The organism is Calothrix sp. PCC 7507, assembly GCF_000316575.1.
Classification (GTDB): Bacteria; Cyanobacteriota; Cyanobacteriia; order Cyanobacteriales; family Nostocaceae; genus Fortiea.
In genome coordinates, this window is the sequence record NC_019682.1 from 4115039 (window position 1) to 4133202 (window position 18164).

General features: G+C 44.6%; 17 protein-coding genes and 1 tRNA gene. 13 read left to right on the forward strand and 5 right to left on the reverse strand.

All coding sequences use genetic code 11. The features are described from left to right. Nucleotides 1–141: 141 nt before the first annotated feature. The 3 genes from CAL7507_RS17530 (at nt 142) to CAL7507_RS17540 (ending at nt 2448) form a co-directional block, all read left to right on the forward strand. Complete coding sequence (locus CAL7507_RS17530; protein WP_015129823.1) at nt 142–387, forward strand: type II toxin-antitoxin system Phd/YefM family antitoxin; 246 nt, start codon at nt 142–144, stop codon at nt 385–387. Then, nucleotides 384–785, forward strand: a complete 402-nt coding sequence (locus tag CAL7507_RS17535) for a type II toxin-antitoxin system VapC family toxin (RefSeq protein WP_015129824.1) — start codon at nt 384–386, stop codon at nt 783–785. Before CAL7507_RS17530 ends, CAL7507_RS17535 begins: the two co-directional genes overlap by 4 nt. A gap of 1042 nt (nt 786–1827) precedes the next feature. After that, complete coding sequence (locus CAL7507_RS17540; RefSeq protein WP_015129825.1) at nt 1828–2448, forward strand: Uma2 family endonuclease; 621 nt, start codon at nt 1828–1830, stop codon at nt 2446–2448. A gap of 269 nt (nt 2449–2717) precedes the next feature. Here the strand turns inward: CAL7507_RS17540 and CAL7507_RS17545 are convergent, their stop codons facing one another. Beyond that, nucleotides 2718–3053, reverse strand: coding sequence for a rhodanese-like domain-containing protein (locus CAL7507_RS17545; protein WP_015129826.1), 336 nt, complete (start codon nt 3051–3053; stop codon nt 2718–2720). Nucleotides 3054–3230: 177 nt separating this feature from the next. Here CAL7507_RS17545 and mutL point away from each other — a divergent pair, with 177 nt between their 5' ends. The 3 genes from mutL to CAL7507_RS17560 all read left to right on the forward strand — a co-directional run bounded on the left by mutL (nt 3231) and on the right by CAL7507_RS17560 (nt 5585). Then, entirely contained in the window at nt 3231–4910 is a 1680-nt protein-coding gene (mutL, locus tag CAL7507_RS17550; protein ID WP_015129827.1) for a DNA mismatch repair endonuclease MutL, read from the forward strand. A 208-nt stretch (nt 4911–5118) separates the two neighbouring features. Continuing rightward, the gene (locus tag CAL7507_RS17555) at nt 5119–5304 is read left to right on the forward strand and encodes a hypothetical protein (protein WP_015129828.1); all 186 of its coding nucleotides are present in this window, start codon (nt 5119–5121) and stop codon (nt 5302–5304) included. Further along, nucleotides 5289–5585, forward strand: coding sequence for a type II toxin-antitoxin system RelE/ParE family toxin (locus tag CAL7507_RS17560; protein ID WP_015129829.1), 297 nt, complete (start codon nt 5289–5291; stop codon nt 5583–5585). The genes CAL7507_RS17555 and CAL7507_RS17560 overlap by 16 nt, the downstream gene beginning before the upstream one ends. Nucleotides 5586–5627: 42 nt before the next feature. On the opposite strand, the gene CAL7507_RS17565 is transcribed toward CAL7507_RS17560, so the two are convergent. Then, complete coding sequence (locus CAL7507_RS17565) at nt 5628–6728, reverse strand: glycoside hydrolase family 3 protein (protein ID WP_015129830.1); 1101 nt, start codon at nt 6726–6728, stop codon at nt 5628–5630. Between the two features lie 145 nt (nt 6729–6873). Beyond that, nucleotides 6874–8109 carry a septal ring lytic transglycosylase RlpA family protein gene (locus CAL7507_RS17570; protein ID WP_015129831.1) on the reverse strand — a complete coding sequence of 412 codons (1236 nt, stop codon included), beginning with the start codon at nt 8107–8109 and terminating at the stop codon, nt 6874–6876. Between the two features lie 639 nt (nt 8110–8748). On the opposite strand from CAL7507_RS17570, the gene pds reads away from it, so the two are divergent. The 4 genes from pds (at nt 8749) to CAL7507_RS17590 (ending at nt 12846) form a co-directional block, all read left to right on the forward strand. Next, complete coding sequence (gene pds / locus CAL7507_RS17575) at nt 8749–10188, forward strand: 15-cis-phytoene desaturase (RefSeq protein WP_015129832.1); 1440 nt, start codon at nt 8749–8751, stop codon at nt 10186–10188. Beyond that, a complete protein-coding gene (gene crtB / locus CAL7507_RS17580; RefSeq protein ID WP_015129833.1) occupies nt 10172–11104 on the forward strand; it encodes a 15-cis-phytoene synthase CrtB in 933 nt (310 codons plus the stop codon). The genes pds and crtB overlap by 17 nt, the downstream gene beginning before the upstream one ends. Nucleotides 11105–11231: 127 nt before the next feature. Then, a tRNA-Ser gene (locus CAL7507_RS17585) sits at nt 11232–11323 on the forward strand. A gap of 197 nt (nt 11324–11520) precedes the next feature. Further along, on the forward strand, nt 11521–12846 hold the full coding sequence (locus tag CAL7507_RS17590; protein WP_015129834.1) for an ABC transporter substrate-binding protein: 1326 nt from the start codon (nt 11521–11523) through the stop codon (nt 12844–12846). Between the two features lie 124 nt (nt 12847–12970). Here the strand turns inward: CAL7507_RS17590 and CAL7507_RS17595 are convergent, their stop codons facing one another. Together CAL7507_RS17595 and CAL7507_RS17600 are read right to left on the reverse strand one after the other, a co-directional pair. Further along, nucleotides 12971–13732: a hypothetical protein gene (locus CAL7507_RS17595; protein WP_015129835.1), complete on the reverse strand. Its 762-nt coding sequence runs from the start codon at nt 13730–13732 to the stop codon at nt 12971–12973. A 296-nt stretch (nt 13733–14028) separates the two neighbouring features. Next, nucleotides 14029–14967 (reverse strand): serine hydrolase, encoded by a 939-nt coding sequence (locus tag CAL7507_RS17600; RefSeq protein WP_015129836.1) that lies wholly within the window; start codon nt 14965–14967, stop codon nt 14029–14031. Nucleotides 14968–14989: 22 nt separating this feature from the next. Between CAL7507_RS17600 and CAL7507_RS17605 the strand changes: the two genes are divergently transcribed. From CAL7507_RS17605 to CAL7507_RS17615, 3 genes are all read left to right on the forward strand, one after another. Beyond that, nucleotides 14990–15727, forward strand: a complete 738-nt coding sequence (locus CAL7507_RS17605; RefSeq protein ID WP_015129837.1) for a C40 family peptidase — start codon at nt 14990–14992, stop codon at nt 15725–15727. 104 nt (nt 15728–15831) lie between these two features. After that, nucleotides 15832–16845, forward strand: coding sequence for a glycosyltransferase family 2 protein (locus CAL7507_RS17610; RefSeq protein WP_015129838.1), 1014 nt, complete (start codon nt 15832–15834; stop codon nt 16843–16845). Between the two features lie 81 nt (nt 16846–16926). Next, nucleotides 16927–18159: an MFS transporter gene (locus CAL7507_RS17615; protein ID WP_015129839.1), complete on the forward strand. Its 1233-nt coding sequence runs from the start codon at nt 16927–16929 to the stop codon at nt 18157–18159. Nucleotides 18160–18164: the final 5 nt, after the last annotated feature.

An 18164-nucleotide genomic window follows, 5' to 3' on the forward strand; every position in this document is an offset into this window, starting at 1 on the left:
GTTAGAACATCCCTAAAGCTCTTGTTATGCAAAGCTTGGGGCATTTCATCCCCTCTTTGTGAGTGTGATCGCACAGCGATTAGTCTTACACTACCATTGAGCTATGTTAGACTTAGTTCATGGACTTAGTCTTAATAATTGATGGAAACTGTCAATATTCATTACTGCAAAACGAATCTCTCACGCCTGTTGTCTCGTGTGGAACTTGGAGAAGAAATTATTATTTCCAACCGAGGCATCCCAGTTGCAAAATTGATTCCGTTTCATGTCTCATCCAATCGGCGAGCTAGTTTAGGGCTGGATCGAGGGCGTTTCATGGTGCCAGAAGACTTTGACGCTTCAATGCCCGAAGAGATTTTGGCAGCATTCGAGGGTGGTGAAGAGTGAAGCTCTTGGTGGATACTCAGTGCTGGTTGTGGTGGTTTGCCCAACCGGAGCGGCTGAGTGATGAGGCGATCGCCCACATTAGCGATGAAGCTAACGAATTGTGGTTCTCTGTTGCTAGCGTTTGGGAAATAGGCATCAAAGTTGCGATCGGAAAGTTGCCACTGCCAGAACCAATCGATAGCTACATTTCTAGCCGTATGGTGCAATTGGGAGCGCGATCGCTAGAAATTACGGCAACTCATGCTTTACAAGCGGCTGCATTACCCTTGCATCACCGAGATCCGTTTGACAGAATGCTGATTGCACAGACTCAGTCAGGAGGCATGACGCTTGTGAGTGCTGATGCAATGTTCAGGCAATACAGCGATGTCTCCATTCTCTGGGCAGCCAATTCGTGAGCGTTTATTTTAGGTTCGTTAGCAGGCTATGACTTCGGATTGACTTCAAACTCTGATTTAGAAGGATAGAAGCAAACGTCGAATAACAATATAGCGGTTTTCAGATCAGTGAGGTACAGTTTTCAATCGTAAAGTCTGTAGGGGCGGGGTTTTCCCCATTGGTGTCAACTTAACGTGAAACCCTTGTAAAGAGGTGATCTTCAATTCACTCACTGATCATCACTATTCGCATTACCCCACCCCGGCTTTGCTGATGCAAAACCTCCCCTCCCCTTGCCAAGCTACGGTGTACACACAAGTACTATCTGAAAGGGTTTCAAGCGTTATAGACCCCTTAAATTGTCATTACGAGTGGAGCGTTCGCGTCTCGTAGAGAAGTAATACCAATTTAAAAAAGAATGCAACAGATGGGTAGGGGCACGGCTTCCATAGACTTTCGGGAAAATCGATAGTTTATGGGTGCCGTGCCCGTACGAAGAATGTATGTGTTGCAAACATTATTTGAATTGGTATAATCGCGGCGTTGCATAAATGCGGGATGAATTGAGACTTTTGGACAAAGCAGAATATTGATTCTTTGCGTCTACCCTTCGGGAACGACTTCTCTGCGAGACGCTGCGCGAACGTCGAATGCGCCTACCCTGCGGGAAGCCGCTCCGCGTCTATGCGTGAGACAAAAATCATCCCATTAATCAGCAACGCCCAAGACTTGTGTGTACACCGTAGCCCCTTGCCAAGGGGAGGGGATTAAAGGGTGGGGTAAAATGCCTGTCGGGTAAGCGTTTGAGCTTAAATTGACACCAATGGGTTTTCCCGCCCTCGATTGTGTGGCATCCGAACGAGAACTGCTATAGCAATTCTTTTTCCTACCATGAATCAACGTTTTATACTTTTTGGCTACACTTCATAATGTATGGAAATTTTCTTTAAAACATCCATATTCGGATATGATATGGGATTTTTCCGTCTTGTGGTTATTGAAATGTGGCAGCATCAACTAGATTAGGGATAATATTTCTCAAGCAATAACTCTCTATCATCTATGACTCAAGCCATACCCAAGCTATTAACCTTTGAGGAGTTCGTCGATTGGCTACCCGAAAATCGACGAGTACGCTACGAACTACATAATGGGGAAATTGTGGAAATGGCGCAACCAGTAGGGGAACACGAAGAAGTAAAGGGTTTTGCAGCCAGAAAACTCACGGTAGAGTTTGATCGATTAAACCTCCCCTACCTTATCCCCAGCCAAGCTATAGTTAAACCTCCTGAAAAAGATTCTGGGTATTTTCCCGATGTGTTGGTGCTAAATCGGGCAAATCTGGTAAATGAACCATTGTGGAAAAAACAATCTACCCTGAGTTTGGGTGCATCAATACCTTTGGTAATTGAGGTTGTATCAACCAACTGGCGGGACGATTACCACTTGAAATATGCGGATTATGAGGAGATGGGTATCCCAGAATACTGGATTGTTGATTATGCAGCGTTGGGTGGACGTAATTTTATTGGCAATCCCAAACAACCGACAATCTCTGTCTGTAACTTGGTTGATGGGGAATATCAGATAAGTAAGTTTCGAGATAGCGATTATATTGTCTCCCAAACTTTTCCGGAATTGAATCTCACCCCAACCCAGATTTTTCAAGCTGGCTTGGTGTAGAGTTTAAATTTCAAAAGCGATCGCCCAGCATAAATTAAATTTATATGTTTATTTGTGGGTTTTCCCGCGATTGACTGTATTAAGAAATTTTGCGCGCCTGTCACCCAGACGCACAAATTATTCGCAGCCTACCCTGAGGTAAACCACTCCTTTTCTCTAAGAATGCTTTCAGCAAACGAGAAGCAACGCTGACTCGTCTACATCTGCGGTGAAAAACTCTCAATCTTGAATTTTCGCAAAAAGTTTAATCAGCAAATCAATCAACAACTTTATGCGCCAAGACCTTCTGTAGCGCCACCAACGGATTTCCAAGCCGAAAGACCACCTGGAATTCCAGAGACTTTAGCAAACCCAGCCTCTTGCAGCGTTTGGGCAGCATGGGCTGCTTGTTGATCATCTGCACCATAAACATAGATATGGCGTTCTGCATGTAAAGCAGATTTGGCTCGTTGCGCTAACTCATCTAAAGGAATTTGGATAGCCCCAGAGATCCGTCCGTGATTGTAGGAAGGGCGATCGCGCACATCAACAATTGTAAAAGCCGGTTGACCCCATTCGAGACGAGACTTTAAATCGTGTACATCAACTGCTAAATTGCTACTCATAAGCTTTTCCCGCTTATAACCTCACAAGCAATTTATCAAAGATTCTAATTTAAATTGAAATTTCTTTACAATTAATAAGAATTTATAGGGAATTGGGCATTGGGGAAAGATTCATTAGTTATTTCTTCCCCATCTTTCCCATCTCCCTAATTCCCCAGAAGCTATAAACTATAATTTATGGCATCTATTATCCAAGCACTACCGACAGAAGTTGTATATCTGATTACAGCGGGAGAGGTAATCGACTCTCTAGCGGCTGTAGTGCGGGAATTAGTGGAAAATTCCCTAGACGCAGGTGCAACCAGAATTGTGGTGTCTCTGTGGCCGCAGCAGTGGCGGGTGCGTGTGGCAGATAATGGTTGTGGCATGAACTTAGATGATTTGCAACAAGCAGCCACAGCCCACAGTACCAGTAAAATTCGCAATTGTGCAGATTTGTGGAAAATTCACAGTCTGGGGTTTCGTGGTGAAGCGTTGCACAGTTTGACGACTCTGGCAGATTTGGAGATTTTCAGTCGTCCACCAAATGGGAAGTTAGGTTGGCGGGTTGTTTATGGTGATGGTGGAGAAGCTGTCGAGGTAGAAGTAACAGCGATCGCTCCTGGTACAGTGGTGACAGTCTCAAATCTTTTTGGTAATTGCTTATCTCGTCGTCAGGGTTTACCTACAGCAGCACAGCAAATGAAAGCTGTGCAAGCGACAATCCAACATATTGCGCTGTGTCATCCCCATGTCACCTGGCAAGTTTGGCAAAATGACCGAGAATACTTCACTATTTGTCCCGCCGCGACAATGGGACAACTAGTACCGCAAATCCTCCCCCAGGTGCGCTCTAGTGACCTACAAGAGGTAAAACTAGAACTACTTAACCCCCCTAACTCAGCACTCAGCACTCAGCACTCAGCACTGACTTTGGTGGTAGGATTACCTGATCGTTGCCATCGCCACCGTCCAGATTGGGTAAAGGTAGCGATGAACGGACGGATAGTCAAGTGCCCAGAATTAGAGCAGGCGATTTTATCAGCATTTCACAGAACATTACCACGCGATCGCTATCCAGTTTGTTTCTTACATCTGGCAATTTCCCCAGATCAAATCAACTGGAACCGTAATCCCGCTAAAACAGAAATTTATCTCAACGAAGTTAATTATTGGCAAGAACAAGTTACCCAAGCCATTGATCAAGCACTCCGCATCAATTCTGCCACGATTAAGGAAGCTGTTCACACAACGCGAGTCGGTAAATTACTCAAAGCCGCTGAAGCCAAAGGTGGTTATAACTTTAACCCCAAAAATTCTGATGAAGATGAGACTCAGCACTCTTTAAAAGCGATCGCTCAAGTTAGCAACACCTACATTGTGGTAGAACATCCTGGGGGCATGTGGTTAGTAGAACAGCACATCGCCCATGAACGAGTTTTGTATGAGCAATTGTGCGATGATTGGCAAATTATCCCTGTTGAACCCGCAATCATTCTCTATCAATTAACAGAGAACCAAGTCTCCCAACTGCAACGCATTGGTTTAGACATAGAACCCTTTGGCGAACAACTTTGGGCAGTCCGCACCTTACCGGCAATGTTACAGCAGCGAGAAGACTGTGCCGAAGCAATTTTAGAACTCAGTTGGGGTGGAGACTTACAAACAGCCCAAGTAGCAGTCGCCTGTCGCAGCGCCATTCGTAATGGTACACCTATGAACCTGCCAGAAATGCAGACACTATTAGATCAATGGCAACGCACTCGCAACCCCCGCACCTGTCCCCACGGACGCCCGATTTATTTATCGTTGGAAGAGTCAGCCTTGGCGCGGTTTTTCCGGCGTAATTGGGTGATTGGTAAAAGTCACGGGATTTAACAGTTATCAGTTAAATTAAGTCACACCCCGACTTGTTGGAAAGAACGAGCGATCGCCTGTTGGGTATGTTGTTTTAAAATATCTTTATCTAAATGATGAACAAGATATTGGGGAACTGCTTTCGTTTTGCTCTTGAGAGGTGGAATGTAAAATTTCTTGGCAATGAGATAAGATTTACTTGTTCATAGGATAAAAGCATTGAACTGCTATGAGTGATAAAGAAGCTGTAATTGAGCTAGTAAAGCGATTGCCTCCAGATGTATCTTTTCATCAGATCGTTCAAGAAATTGAGTTTATCGCAGCCATCAGGGAAGGTTTTGAAGAAATTGATCAAGGGAAAGGTATATCGATTGCAGCGGTTGAGAAGATGATTGATTCATGGACTACCAAGTAATCCTATCTCCCAAGGCTGTCCATGATTTAGAATCTATTGTCAGGTACATTGCCTTGAATAATCCTGAAGCTGCAATGAAGTTGGGGCAACGTCTTCTTGAAAAAACTAGGGAATTGAGCCAGTTCCCGTTCCAAGGTCAGAAAGTGCCTGAGTTTGATGACTTCAATATTCGTCAACTGGTCGTCAGACCATATCGTATTGTTTACAAGGTTGAAGAGGATAAAAAACAGGTTAGCATTGCTAGATTTTGGCACTCATCACAAGAAAGCTTAGAAACTTAAAGGCTTTGGCAAAGTGTGAGTAGCCGCGTTGATTAAGTTAAGTCACACCCCGACTTGTTGGAAAGAACAAGCGATCGCTAATTCGGCATGTTGTTTTAAAGTATCTTTATCCAAATAATGAACAAGATATTGCGGAGTTACCGCGAGTAATTTCTCGATTCTCGCCCTCGCAGCAGCCACTACTGACTCCTGAAGACTCCCATTACTCAGAGAATCGGCAAAACTTGCAGCTATCTGATATGTTCGTTCAATCGATGATGAATTGATGTTGCGCGAGACGATAAATAAATCGCAACCAGCATTAATTGACCGCGCCACAGTCCCTGGTTGGATAAACATATCGGAAATAGCTTTCATATCCAAATCATCAGACACCACCACCCCATCAAAACCCAGTTCCTGGCGCAGGATGCCATTGAGAATAGCCTGAGATAGGGTTGCTGGTACATCAGGGTCTATTTTGGGAAACAGGATGTGGGCTGTCATCACTAACGGTACTTGCGCCTCAATCAGTGCTTTAAACGGTATCAGTTCCCGATTTCGCAGGTCTTCTATCGTTAAATCAAGGATTGGTAACTCAATGTGAGAGTCCTTGCTTGTGTCTCCATGACCTGGGAAGTGTTTGGCGCTTCCCAAAATTCCTGATTCCTGGAGTCCGAGATAGTACTCAACAGCAGCTTGGGCTGCAGTCTCAGGAGTGATACCAAAAGCACGGGCGCCAATAATCGGATTTTGCGGATGGGAATAAATATCGGCTATGGGTGCCCAGGATACATTGATGCCTAAAGATTTGAGTTCGACAGATGTTGCTTTTGCTACCTCGCGGGCGTGCGATCGCAATAAAAAGGCATAAGGAAATCGCGTAATTGGCAACGGTGTCCGCACAACACGACCCCCCTCATGATCCAGGGTAATGAACATGGAATCCCGTTCGGCGTATTGTCTGATCTGGTCAATCAACTCCTTAAAGGCTTGTAACCAAATCTCATAGGGGGCACCATCCAAAAAGTTTTTCGCAAAAAAAATCACCCCTACTGGTTGCAGTTCACTGAGTGCGTATTTATCCTCATCACTCAAAGTAGTGCCAGAAATACCCAGAATCAAATGATTCCCAAAGTGTTTTAGCTCCTGCGATACTGGCATAATCTTTTACCTATGGCTGTAAACTCATAGCATTTAATTTTTTATCCCAACGGTATGGTAATTGCTAGTGGCTCAGGATGCAACTAAGTAAGTGAACAGTTATCAGTTTGTTCACTGTTAACTGTTCACTGTTGACTGATAACTGTTAAAAATCGGAGATTAATGCCAGTTTTCTTGTCGGTTTGAGTTTGCCAGTTGCTAAGTTTGTCGGTTTTAAAGTCATTTTGGGTGCTTTACTGTCCAATATCACTGCTTGATATGGTACTACCCCAGCTACTTCACTGTTGATACAACGAGCGGCTTCTCGTGATAGATCTAAACTTCTGGGTGGGATATAAGGGCCGCGATCGTTCACCCGTACAATCACGGCTTTTCCTGTTTTTAAGTTCGTCACCTGCAAGTAAGTATTAAAAGGCAGGGATTTATGGGCAACTGTCAATTCATCTTGGTTATATATCTCACCATTCGCCGTCATGCGTCCGTGAAAATAGCCACCATACCAAGAAGCTAAACCAGACAGTTTGGCATCAGTTGGGGTCAAACCATACATTTGTTGCTGCCCTTCTAGAAGTGTGAGGGTTGGTGCTTTTAAAGCACTACGCAGATTATTAATCCACTCGATGGCTAATATGTCGCCACTCCGGTTAAACTGCCGAGAAATTTGTTTTTCAATCCCAAATAAAAAGCGATTACCTGCCATTAAGGCTGGTATGTCATCAACTAAAGCCGGTCGTAATTGATTGGCATCTAGGTTGGGCGAAGCCAGTAGTTGCAGCAAACGTTGTTGTATTGACTTGGCTTGAATTTCGCTGGGTAAATTCGCTACAAGGCGGTTATTTACCCAGATTTCATAGGTTTCTTGATTGCGGTGGACTACTGCTACTGGCAAGATAGCTGCATTGAAACTTTGCTCTAGGGAATTGTGAAAGCGAAAGAAATCTTGCAGCGATCGCAGGATTTTATTAGGTAAAAAATCTCGATGAGGAAAGCTGGCTTTGATCAAAGCTGCAGAGGCTAAACGGGGCGGCTTTTTTAAGATAGACCGTTCATCCAGATTTTCTATGTTCGACTGACAAAGTCGATTCTGACTGCTTTTAACTGCTTTCTTCTTAGGCTTGAGTGGGTTATCTAAGTTTGTTGGTGATTCCTTAGTTCCCCAATCCATTTTCAAAAAGTTTGTAGGTAGTAATGTCGTCCTCCAAACATTTACTGGCTGCTTAGAGAGCATATCTAGTGGGCTATGCTTGCTTACCAATTTACCTAAATTGCTTGTAACTTCTGTCGGAGCTATCTTTGAAGTCAAACTTGGTGATAAGTTTTCGCTCAACGACAAGAAAGAACCAATCCAGGATGTAATCCAAAAAATTCCAAAAAATAGCATGGTCGGTTTAAATCTCAAGTAACTGCACTTCTGAACAGTGCAACCCTGATTTGTTTAAAGATTATTTCTCGTGACAATTGGGAATTATATTCTTTGCTAGAGAAAAAAATTCCTCGTAAATTTAGATGCGAAAGGTTCAATTATTTCGGCTGGGGATCATCATATCTTGTTACCAGTAAACAAGCAAATAAAACTTTTAGATGTTGTTTTCAACTATCAGTAACTTTTAAATTAATTTTTTTTATAGGTTACTTTAATTCCCACTTAAAATATGTAAAAGCTTACTAATTCACAACTGTGATAATACTTAAATATGTTTGTAGTCTGTATTAATTAACACAAATAATTTGTTTGCCAAGGTAGGACATTCAAAGATAAAGTTAAGCTGATCCCACAGCGAAAGTTAGCGGCATTTCATTGGAGTTAGTGTGTGGGCGTTGGTATTAAACATGGTGAGTAAAACCTATGCCCAATGCCCAACTAAAGAGTTTATTAAAAATCATGCTGGTGCTTGCCAATATGTAGATTTCAAGAAGTTTTTGTGGAGGCGATCGCACAAAGGCTGCTAAATGTAACAGATTGCAACGTATAATGAGAACGACTAAACGATTAAGAAATATTGAAGAACAGTAGGGTTAAATGCGAGTAGCGATCGCGGGAGCGGGTCTAGCAGGACTTTCCTGCGCGAAATATCTCACAGACGCGGGTCACACCCCCATTGTCTTGGAACGCCGAGACGTGTTGGGTGGCAAGGTGGCAGCGTGGCAAGACTCTGATGGAGACTGGTACGAAACAGGTCTGCACATTTTTTTTGGGGCTTATCCCAATATGTTGCAGTTATTCAAAGAACTAGATATTGAAGATCGTTTGCAGTGGAAAGAACACAGCATGATCTTCAATCAACCCGATGATCCAGGAACTTACAGCCGCTTTGATTTCCCAGATTTGCCAGCCCCCTTAAATGGGGTAATAGCAATTCTGCGAAACAACGACATGCTCACCTGGCCTGAAAAAATAAAATTTGGGCTAGGACTGATTCCAGCAATGATTCAGGGGCAAAAATACGTTGAGGAAATGGACAAATACTCCTGGACAGAGTGGCTGCGTAAACAAAACATTCCGGAACGAGTCAATGACGAAGTTTTCATTGCCATGTGCAAATCACTCAACTTCATTGGCCCGGATGAAATTTCTGCCACAATTCTGTTAACTGCCCTCAATCGCTTCCTCCAAGAGAAAAAAGGCTCGACAATGGCCTTTCTTGATGGTCCACCAACTGAGCGATTGTGTCAGCCAATAGTAGATCACATCACCGCAGGCGGTGGAGAAGTCAGACTCAACGCCCCCTTAAAAGAAATTTTGCTCAACCCCGATGGCACAGTCAAAGGATTTTTACTGCGGGGATTGGATGGGGCAGAAGATGAAGTGTTCACCGCTGATTTGTATGTATCAGCCATGCCAGTTGATCCGCTGAAGGTGATACTACCAAAACCTTGGCAGCAAATGGAATTTTTCCAGAAGCTAGAAGGCTTGGAAGGCGTACCAGTGATTAACTTGCATCTATGGTTCGATCGCAAACTCACAGAAATTGACCACTTACTATTTTCGCGATCGCCCCTCCTCAGCGTTTATGCTGATATGAGCAATACCTGCCGTGGATACGCTAACCCTGATCGCTCAATGCTGGAATTAGTTCTAGCTCCCGCAAAAGATTGGATCGCCAAATCCGATGAGGAAATTGTCGCTGCCACAATTGCCGAGTTAGAAAAACTCTTCCCTAACCACTTTGGGGTAGACAATCCAGCAAAGTTGCTGAAGTATCATGTGGTGAAAACGCCGCGTTCAGTTTACAAAGCGACTCCTGGTCGTCAACAGCACCGTCCCTCACAAGTTACACCCATCAGTAACTTCTACTTAACAGGGGATTTCACCATGCAACGCTACTTAGCCAGTATGGAAGGTGCCGTACTTTCTGGTAAGCTGACAGCGCAGGCGATAAGAGAAGCACTCCCGGTGGCAAATGCCTCCAACTTACAAACGCTATCCCGATCGCCCGCAACGAATGCTGCAACTGCCTAAGTCACCCCCGCGCATGAAAACGCTGGTCTCTGTGGACGAGTCTTATCAACTTTGTCGGCATATTACAGAAAAGTATGCCAAAACTTTCTATCTCGGCACTTTGCTGATGAGTGCAGCAAAGCGCCGAGCTATTTGGGCCATCTATGCTTGGTGTCGCCGTACAGATGAATTGGTAGACGGTCCTGCATCTGCTTTAACCACCCCAGAAACCCTAGATCTATGGGAGCAGCACCTGGAATCAATTTTCGCGGGACACCCACTGGAAAATTTCGATGTAGCTTTATTAGATACCCTGCAACGCTATCCGATAGACATTCAGCCCTTTCGGGATATGATTGCCGGTCAGCGGATGGACTTATATCGCAGTCGCTATGAAACCTTTGAGGAGTTATACCTCTACTGTTACCGCGTCGCTGGTACTGTCGGCTTAATGTCAACAGCAGTGATGGGCTTGGATACCACCACAAACACAGCTCCGTGGCACCAGCACAAACAACCATATATTCCCACCGAAGAAGCGATCGCCCTCGGAATTGCCATGCAACTCAACAATATCCTCCGGGATGTTGGCGAAGATGCCAGACGAGGGCGAATCTACATTCCTCTAGAAGACTTGGCACGATTTAATTACACCGAACAAGACTTCTTCAAAGGTGTAGTAGATGATCGCTGGCGATCGCTCATGCGCTTTCAAATCGACCGGGCACACCAATTTTATACAAAAGCAGAACAGGGGATTACTTATCTTGCACCTGATGCCCGTTGGCCAGTCTGGACAGCGTCAATGTTGTATGGACAGATTTTAGGTGTGATTGAACGCAATAACTATGATGTTTTCAGTCAGCGCGCCTACGTGCCCCAATGGAAAAAATTACGCGCCTTGCCATTGGCTTGGATGCGATCGCAAGTCCTATGAGAGAGTAGTCAGGAGTCAAGAGTCAAAGGTCAAGATTAATTCAAATATTTTCTATGTACTCTAGACTCTGGACTTTTGACCCTTGACTCTCCTAAATAAATCTGCTATCATTCATATTCGTGGCCGTGGAGAGGTGGCTGAGTGGTCGAAAGCGGCAGATTGCTAATCTGTTGTACGGCAGGCAACTCCGTACCGAGGGTTCGAATCCCTCCCTCTCCGTTTTTCAGCATTTAAAACAAACAAAATACTATCCTACTCACTCACTATGATGGACTGATGTAAGGACAAAAACAACTATCTACTCAAGATGGTGATATTATTTATCACTTGGAGCCTGTGAAAATTAAACTAACCTGAAAACCCGGATTGAGTAAGGCTTTCAGGCTCCTGAATATCATGAGGAGTGGAAGTGAGTTATGCAAAGAATTAGTACTGCTTTAGCCTTGAGTGTGGCTACCATAGCAACAGGTTTCCTCTTAGGTGCTTGTGAAAACGCCACAACCCCCAATAACACAGCTACAACTGGAAGTACCGCCGCCCCAGCAGCAAACACTAATACCACAACTGACGGACTAAAAATTGGTTCATTGCTACCTACAACAGGTGATTTAGCATCTATAGGACAGCAGATGGCAACCGCAGTGCCCCTGCTAGTCGAGACAGTCAACGCTTGCGGTGGTGTAAATGGCAAACCTGTTAGCCTGATTGCCATAGACGACCAAACAGACCCTAAAGCAGGCGCTGCTGGCATGACCAAACTGGCAACTGTAGATAAAGTAGCCGGGGTAGTTGGTTCTTTTGCTAGTAGTGTTTCTACAGCCGCTGTTTCGATTGCTGCCCAAAATAAAGTTATGCTGATTTCACCTGGCAGTACCAGCCCAGTATTCACCGAAAAAGCTCAAAAAGGTGACTTTCAAGGTTTTTGGGCACGTACAGTTCCCCCCGATAGCTACCAAGGGCCAGCCTTAGCGGAACTCGCCAAGAAAAGAGGTTACAAACGAGTTTCCACAGTTGTGATTAACAACGACTATGGAGTGGGGTTTGAAAAAGCATTTGTCCAAGGGTTTGAAAAATTGGGGGGAACAGTAGTTAACAAAGACAAGCCTGTCCGCTACGATCCCAAAGCCACCACCTTTGAAACTGAAGCCACCGCCGCTTTTGCTGGTAAACCAGATGCCGTCCTGGGCGTTTTTTATGTAGAAACAGGTAGCCTGCTACTAAAATCCGCATATCAACAAGGCGTGAGTAAAGGCGTGCAGGTAATGCTCACAGATGGGATGAAATCAGACGAATTTCCGGCTCAAGTTGGCAAAGGCAATGACGGTAAATACATTGTTTCTGGTGTGATTGGCACAGTCCCTGGTTCTGATGGTAAAGCATTAGATGCTCTCAAGAAACTGTGGAAAGAGAAAAAAAATAGCTCACCTGGAGAATTTGTACCACAAGCTTGGGATGCTGCTGCCTTGTTGGTCTTAGCGGCACAAGCTGCCAAGGAAAACACAGGTGTTGGCATAGCTGGTAAAGTCCGTGAAGTTGCCAATGGCGCAGGTGCCGACTCCACCGAAGTTACCGATGTTTGTGAAGGGCTGAAATTACTGAAAGCAGATAAAAAGATTAACTATCAGGGTGCTAGTGGCAACGTAGATGTTGACGCTAACGGTGATGTCATCGGTGTCTACGATGTTTGGACAGTGGGAGATGATGGCAAACTCAAGGTAATTGACAAAGTTAATCCGAAATAAATATTAGGGAATTGGGAATTGGGAATTGGGAATTGCCACTTGTACTGAGCGCAGTCGAAGTATTGGGCACTGGGTAATCAGGAAATTTTTTTTGATTAATTCCTAGTCCCCAGTCCCCAGTCCCCTAGTAACTACCGAAGTTGTAACCAACGCCTAACAATAAACCGACATCGGTTTGTCCGAAAAATGCAGCATTCACAGCAGCTGTGGCAGTAAACCGAGAATTGAGGGGTACATCAATACCACCAGTTACTAACACAGCAACATCAGAGTCATCACCAATTTTAAAAGCTGCACCTGCGCCGATATAAGGTGCGACTGGTAACGGTTCACTAAAGGGATCTGCTACCTGCTGAAAGGAAAAGTCGTAGGTGAGGGGCGCTAGAATGACCGTACTGTCGCCTATGATCGCTGATGGTCGTACTGAGATGTTGTTAGTCAGTCCAACTTTGCTGATAACTGCAAAGTTACCATCACTCAAAGATGAGTCACCACCACTCAAACCAATATTTCCACCTAGTCCAAGATAGCTTTTGCCACCACGGGTAGCTCTACCTGGATCAATATCTGCCTGTGCTACTTTCGGAGTAGATGGTTGAGAATTAGGTTGTTGAACAGTTGGTTCTGAGTTTTTGGGAGTAAGTGCTGCAGATACAGTTGCTGCTGTCCCTGGGATGGGTGTAAGTATGCGACTAGCGCTTTCTGGTGTAGCAGTCTGAGAAAACTGCTGCAATGAAGTCGAATCAGATGGTGACACTACATTTACACTAGGCTGACTTGGCGTATCAACAGTTTGGGCAGCAGCAGATAAGCTGTCACCTAAGATTGCCAAAGCGGCTAAAGTGGACAACAAAGAAACACCTTTACGAAGAAAAATAGTATTCACATTCACTCCTCAGTAAAATACTGCCTTACCATAGATAAGTGATTTTTCTATGTTAAGTCAACAAATCTTGGCATAATTAACATTTAACACTAAAAAAACTGAGTATCACATCCTAAATTCGACATAAATACTTAGTGTTTAATAGTAAAGACTTCAATAATATATCCTCATTATAACGGTTGACAAAAATTATTTCTCCCATTTTACTAAGGCAAAGCTGACTACTTACAGATGGGAAATTGGGTAACTCGCCGACTTTGTGGGATGTCTCAGGGTTGCAAATCACCCAATCACCTTTACAGATTGGCGATCGCTTCTGTAAATAGTTTCGAGACAAAGGGTAAGATAGCCCTGCTTTTAGCGTTGGCTTTACCTTCAGTAAATACCACGAGGAGGTAGGGAGGCTTGTCTGGTATCTCAATATACGCCGCATCATGGCGGACTTGACTTGTCCAACCCGCCTTTGACCAAATTTGGGCATTTTGGGGTAGTCCACCACCTAAAAAACCTGTCACCTGATCTTCTTCGACATCAGTGGGTAAATCTTCGGGGTTGAGACTGCGTTTGAGCAAAGCCATCATCGCCTGCGATCGCCCACTAGAAACTGCTACGCCACCGATAATACTATGCAATAATCGGGCGATCGCATTAGTCGTCAGCATGTTGCGATTATCCAGCGTCTCGCCGTAAAATGCCCTTTCCCGTCCATAGGGGCCATCACACCAAGTTTTTTGGCAAACATTAATTGTGTCCATTTCCTCCCACCCTAAAGTCTGGTAGTAACGGTTAACAATACTACGCTGAGACTTCCAGGTATCAAATGGCCCGACAGGTAGCTCTGGGCCGGATGTAGTGCCGCTGAGAACATCCACAACCAAGCTGGTAGCATCATTGCTAGAGTCCACAATCATATCGCGGATGGCTCGCTCCAACTCCTTGGAGGTTTGAGTCATCCCTCTCTCTAGCCATTCATGTAACGCTACCAAGTAAAATAACTTGACGACACTCGCTGGGTAAATTCTCTCCACACCACGATAAGTAAAACCACGGTAAATGTGGTTCCAAAAAGCATCAGGAGTTAAAGCACCACCAGTATTTACCAGTACAGGCGGATCGTAGACAATCCAAGTCAGAGCAATTTGATTACGAGCTAAGGTAGGAAATGCTGCCCAAGTTGTCTCTAAAATGTTTGACCCGATATTTTCGAGTTGTTCGTCTTTACGAAAGAAAATCATTTTTAACTATTAACCTTGCAGTATGGTAACAAATCAATCCACAATCCAAAATCACCAATCGGTTGAATACAATTGTCTCGCTGACTTGAACTTATATAATTCTCCTGAATGTCAGAGTTTGGCAACTCAAGCCTCAGCTGGACGACATTTACGAATAACATCAAATTATCAGGATGCAGCAGTTGAGGTGTATTTGTGTGAAGATGATTATCCAGGATGGGTTTCCCTTACCAATTTAGATTTATTACAACCAGCTACTTTACCTTATCAGGCGCGGTTATGGGCAGAATCTGAGATTAAAAAATTGCTGCCAGAGGTAATTTCTTTTACTCACAAAGCGATGCAACAAGCAAATTATTACCTTTGGGGTGGTACGGTAGGGCCAAATTATGACTGTTCGGGGTTAATGCAGACGGCTTTTGTCTCGGTAGGGATTTGGTTACCGCGAGATGCTTATCAGCAGGAAGGTTTCACGCAACCAATTGCCATGACAGAATTAGCACCAGGAGATTTGGTGTTTTTTGGCACTCCCCAAAAAGCAACTCATGTGGGGCTTTATTTGGGAGATAATCACTATATCCATAGTTCTGGGAAGACTCAGGGACGAAATGGCATTGGCATTGATGTTTTATCGGAAATGGGAGATGAGGTTAGTCGGTCATATTACCAGCAGCTGCGCGGTGCGGGCAGAGTTGTGAAGAGTTACGAACCAAGGGGGGAGGCAGGGGGCAGGGCGCAGGGCGCAGGGGGAAAGAGTTAGAGTCTTACAGGCAGAGAAAGCACAATGCCAATGCACGAAAGGGCCCAGGGGGAAAGAGTTAGAGACAAATCAAAAGTTTCTTCATTTTGAATTTTGAATTGCTTATGAGGAGTGGGTGGGTTTCGGAAAGGGTGAGTGGGGAAAATGGGGCGATTTTAGCCGCTGTCCCAGATGTTTCGGTGGTGGTGCCGGTGCGGGATGAGGTGGAGAGTTTGCCGTTGCTACTAGAAGCGATCGCATCTACTTTATCAGCTAGTCAGTTGAATTATGAAATCATCTGCATAGATGACGGTTCTACAGATGGTTCAGCGGAATTTCTCAAAGCAGAAGCCCAAAGACGCAGCGATTTAAAAGCGGTGATTCTGCGGCGCAATTATGGTCAAACAGCGGCGATGGCTGCTGGTTTTAATTATGCACTGGGGAAAGCGATCGTCACTTTAGATGCTGATTTGCAAAATGACCCAGCTGACATCCCCATGCTGTTGGCCAAACTGGATGAGGGTTATGATTTGGTGAGTGGTTGGCGGCAAAAACGCCAAGATGGGGCGATAAATCGCTTACTTCCTTCCAAAATTGCTAACTGGTTAATTCGCCGTACCACTAGCGTTGATATTCACGACTATGGCTGTTCTTTGAAAGCTTATCGGGCCGAATTAGTGGCAGATATGCACCTCTATGGGGAACTACACCGATTTTTACCGGCTTTGGCCTATATTGAAGGGGCCAGAATTACAGAAATGCCTGTGCGTCATCACCCCCGGCGTTTCGGTCGCAGTAAGTATGGGATATCGCGGACGTTCCGGGTATTGATGGACTTGTTAACTATTTTGTTTATGAAAAAGTTCCTCACCCGCCCAATGCACGTTTTTGGGCTATTGGGCTTAATTTCGATGGTTGTGGGTGTGGGGATTGGAATTTACTTGACTTTTGTTAAATTGGCTTGGCATGAGGACATCGGTAATCGCCCGCTGCTAATTTTAGCAGTTCTCCTGCTAGTGACTGGGGTACAGCTGTTTTGCTTTGGTCTTTTAGCTGAGTTGCTAATGCGTACTTACCACGAATCTCAGGGTCGTCCCATCTATCGTGTGCGAGAGGTAATAGCAAAAAATATTAAGTAACGTAACAATAGTTAACAGTGAACAGTTATCAGTGTGATCACTGTTCACTGTTAACTGTTCACTGATTTAATTGTATCTACCTTGAAAGCTTTTGATAGTTTTGATGCCCATCTGCGGCGTAACCTGCTGACTTTATTCACAGCAGGTTTGTTGTTCTGGTCGAGTATGGCTGCTTTGTTACCGACCTTACCGCTGTACTTGGAGGATGTGGGTGGAAGTACGCAACAAATTGGGATTGTGATGGGTGGTTTTGCGATCGGATTGTTGATGTTTCGTCCCATGCTGGGAAGACTTGCAGATCAGCGTGGTCGGAAAATTCTTTTATTAATTGGTGTTATTATCGCCGCGATCGCCCCTTTTGGTTACTTAGCTTTTAAATCAATGGCGATGTTGACTGTGGTACGCGCCTTTCATGGCGTTAGTGTGGCGGCTTTCACCACTGGCTACAGTGCATTGGTGGCAGATTTAGCACCTGTGGAAAGTCGTGGCGAAATTATTGGTTACATGAGTCTCACAGCGCCGATTGGTTTAGCGATTGGGCCTGCTTTGGGAGGATATTTACAAGCAGCAGTGGGCTACCCACTCTTATTTCTTGTCGCTGCTGAATTGGCTTTTGTGGCGCTGTTGGCTACTTTACAAATCGTCAATCCACCGCTGCAAAAACCCCGGGAAACAGAAAGTAGCAATAGCAAATTTTGGCATCTTTTGATCAGTCACCGGGTGAGAGTGCCTACAGTAGTGATGTTACTGGTGGGGTTAGGTCTGGGGACTGTGCATACCTTTGTGGGATTATTCATCAAATCAACTGGGGTAGATTTGAATGTGGGGTTGTTTTTTACGGGTGCAGCAGTTGCTAGTTTTAGTGTGAGGCTGTTTGCTGGTAAGGCGAGCGATCGCTTAGGTCGTGGTTTGTTTATTACTTGCAGCATTGTGGCTTACACTGTTTCATTACTAATTTTGTGGCAAGCCAACAGTGCGATCGCTTTTTTAATCGCGGCGTGTCTTGAAGGCTGTGGCGGTGGTACGCTGATTTCTATGGTGATTACAATGATGGCAGACCGCTCATTTCCTCAAGAACGGGGACAAGTTTTTGCTATATGTGTAGCTGGATTTGACCTGGGGATTGCGATCGCCGCGCCTGTTTTCGGTTCTCTTGCCGAACAAATCGGTTACCGCAATATGTTTGGTTTCTCTGCTATTTTGACTTTTCTGGCATTCCTGATCTTCCTGACTCAGTCCAGCAAAAACTTATCTAATTCTCTGCGTTTTGCTCTTGGCCGTAGTGAAGATGTCTACTCATTAAATAAACTATAAAAGCA

What these genes read in the sequence shown, in the direction of transcription:
- CAL7507_RS17530 (WP_015129823.1), top strand. Translation starts at nt 142, where the DNA reads ATGGAAACTGTCAATATTCATTACTGCAAAACGAATCTCTCACGCCTG.
- CAL7507_RS17540 (WP_015129825.1), top strand. Translation starts at nt 1,828, where the DNA reads ATGACTCAAGCCATACCCAAGCTATTAACCTTTGAGGAGTTCGTCGAT.
- CAL7507_RS17545 (WP_015129826.1), bottom strand. Translation starts at nt 3,053, where the DNA reads ATGAGTAGCAATTTAGCAGTTGATGTACACGATTTAAAGTCTCGTCTC.
- mutL (WP_015129827.1), top strand. Translation starts at nt 3,231, where the DNA reads ATGGCATCTATTATCCAAGCACTACCGACAGAAGTTGTATATCTGATT.
- CAL7507_RS17555 (WP_015129828.1), top strand. Translation starts at nt 5,119, where the DNA reads ATGAGTGATAAAGAAGCTGTAATTGAGCTAGTAAAGCGATTGCCTCCA.
- CAL7507_RS17560 (WP_015129829.1), top strand. Translation starts at nt 5,289, where the DNA reads ATGGACTACCAAGTAATCCTATCTCCCAAGGCTGTCCATGATTTAGAA.
- CAL7507_RS17565 (WP_015129830.1), bottom strand. Translation starts at nt 6,728, where the DNA reads ATGCCAGTATCGCAGGAGCTAAAACACTTTGGGAATCATTTGATTCTG.
- CAL7507_RS17570 (WP_015129831.1), bottom strand. Translation starts at nt 8,109, where the DNA reads ATGCTATTTTTTGGAATTTTTTGGATTACATCCTGGATTGGTTCTTTC.
- pds (WP_015129832.1), top strand. Translation starts at nt 8,749, where the DNA reads ATGCGAGTAGCGATCGCGGGAGCGGGTCTAGCAGGACTTTCCTGCGCG.
- crtB (WP_015129833.1), top strand. Translation starts at nt 10,172, where the DNA reads ATGCTGCAACTGCCTAAGTCACCCCCGCGCATGAAAACGCTGGTCTCT.
- CAL7507_RS17590 (WP_015129834.1), top strand. Translation starts at nt 11,521, where the DNA reads ATGCAAAGAATTAGTACTGCTTTAGCCTTGAGTGTGGCTACCATAGCA.
- CAL7507_RS17600 (WP_015129836.1), bottom strand. Translation starts at nt 14,967, where the DNA reads ATGATTTTCTTTCGTAAAGACGAACAACTCGAAAATATCGGGTCAAAC.
- CAL7507_RS17605 (WP_015129837.1), top strand. Translation starts at nt 14,990, where the DNA reads ATGGTAACAAATCAATCCACAATCCAAAATCACCAATCGGTTGAATAC.
- CAL7507_RS17610 (WP_015129838.1), top strand. Translation starts at nt 15,832, where the DNA reads ATGAGGAGTGGGTGGGTTTCGGAAAGGGTGAGTGGGGAAAATGGGGCG.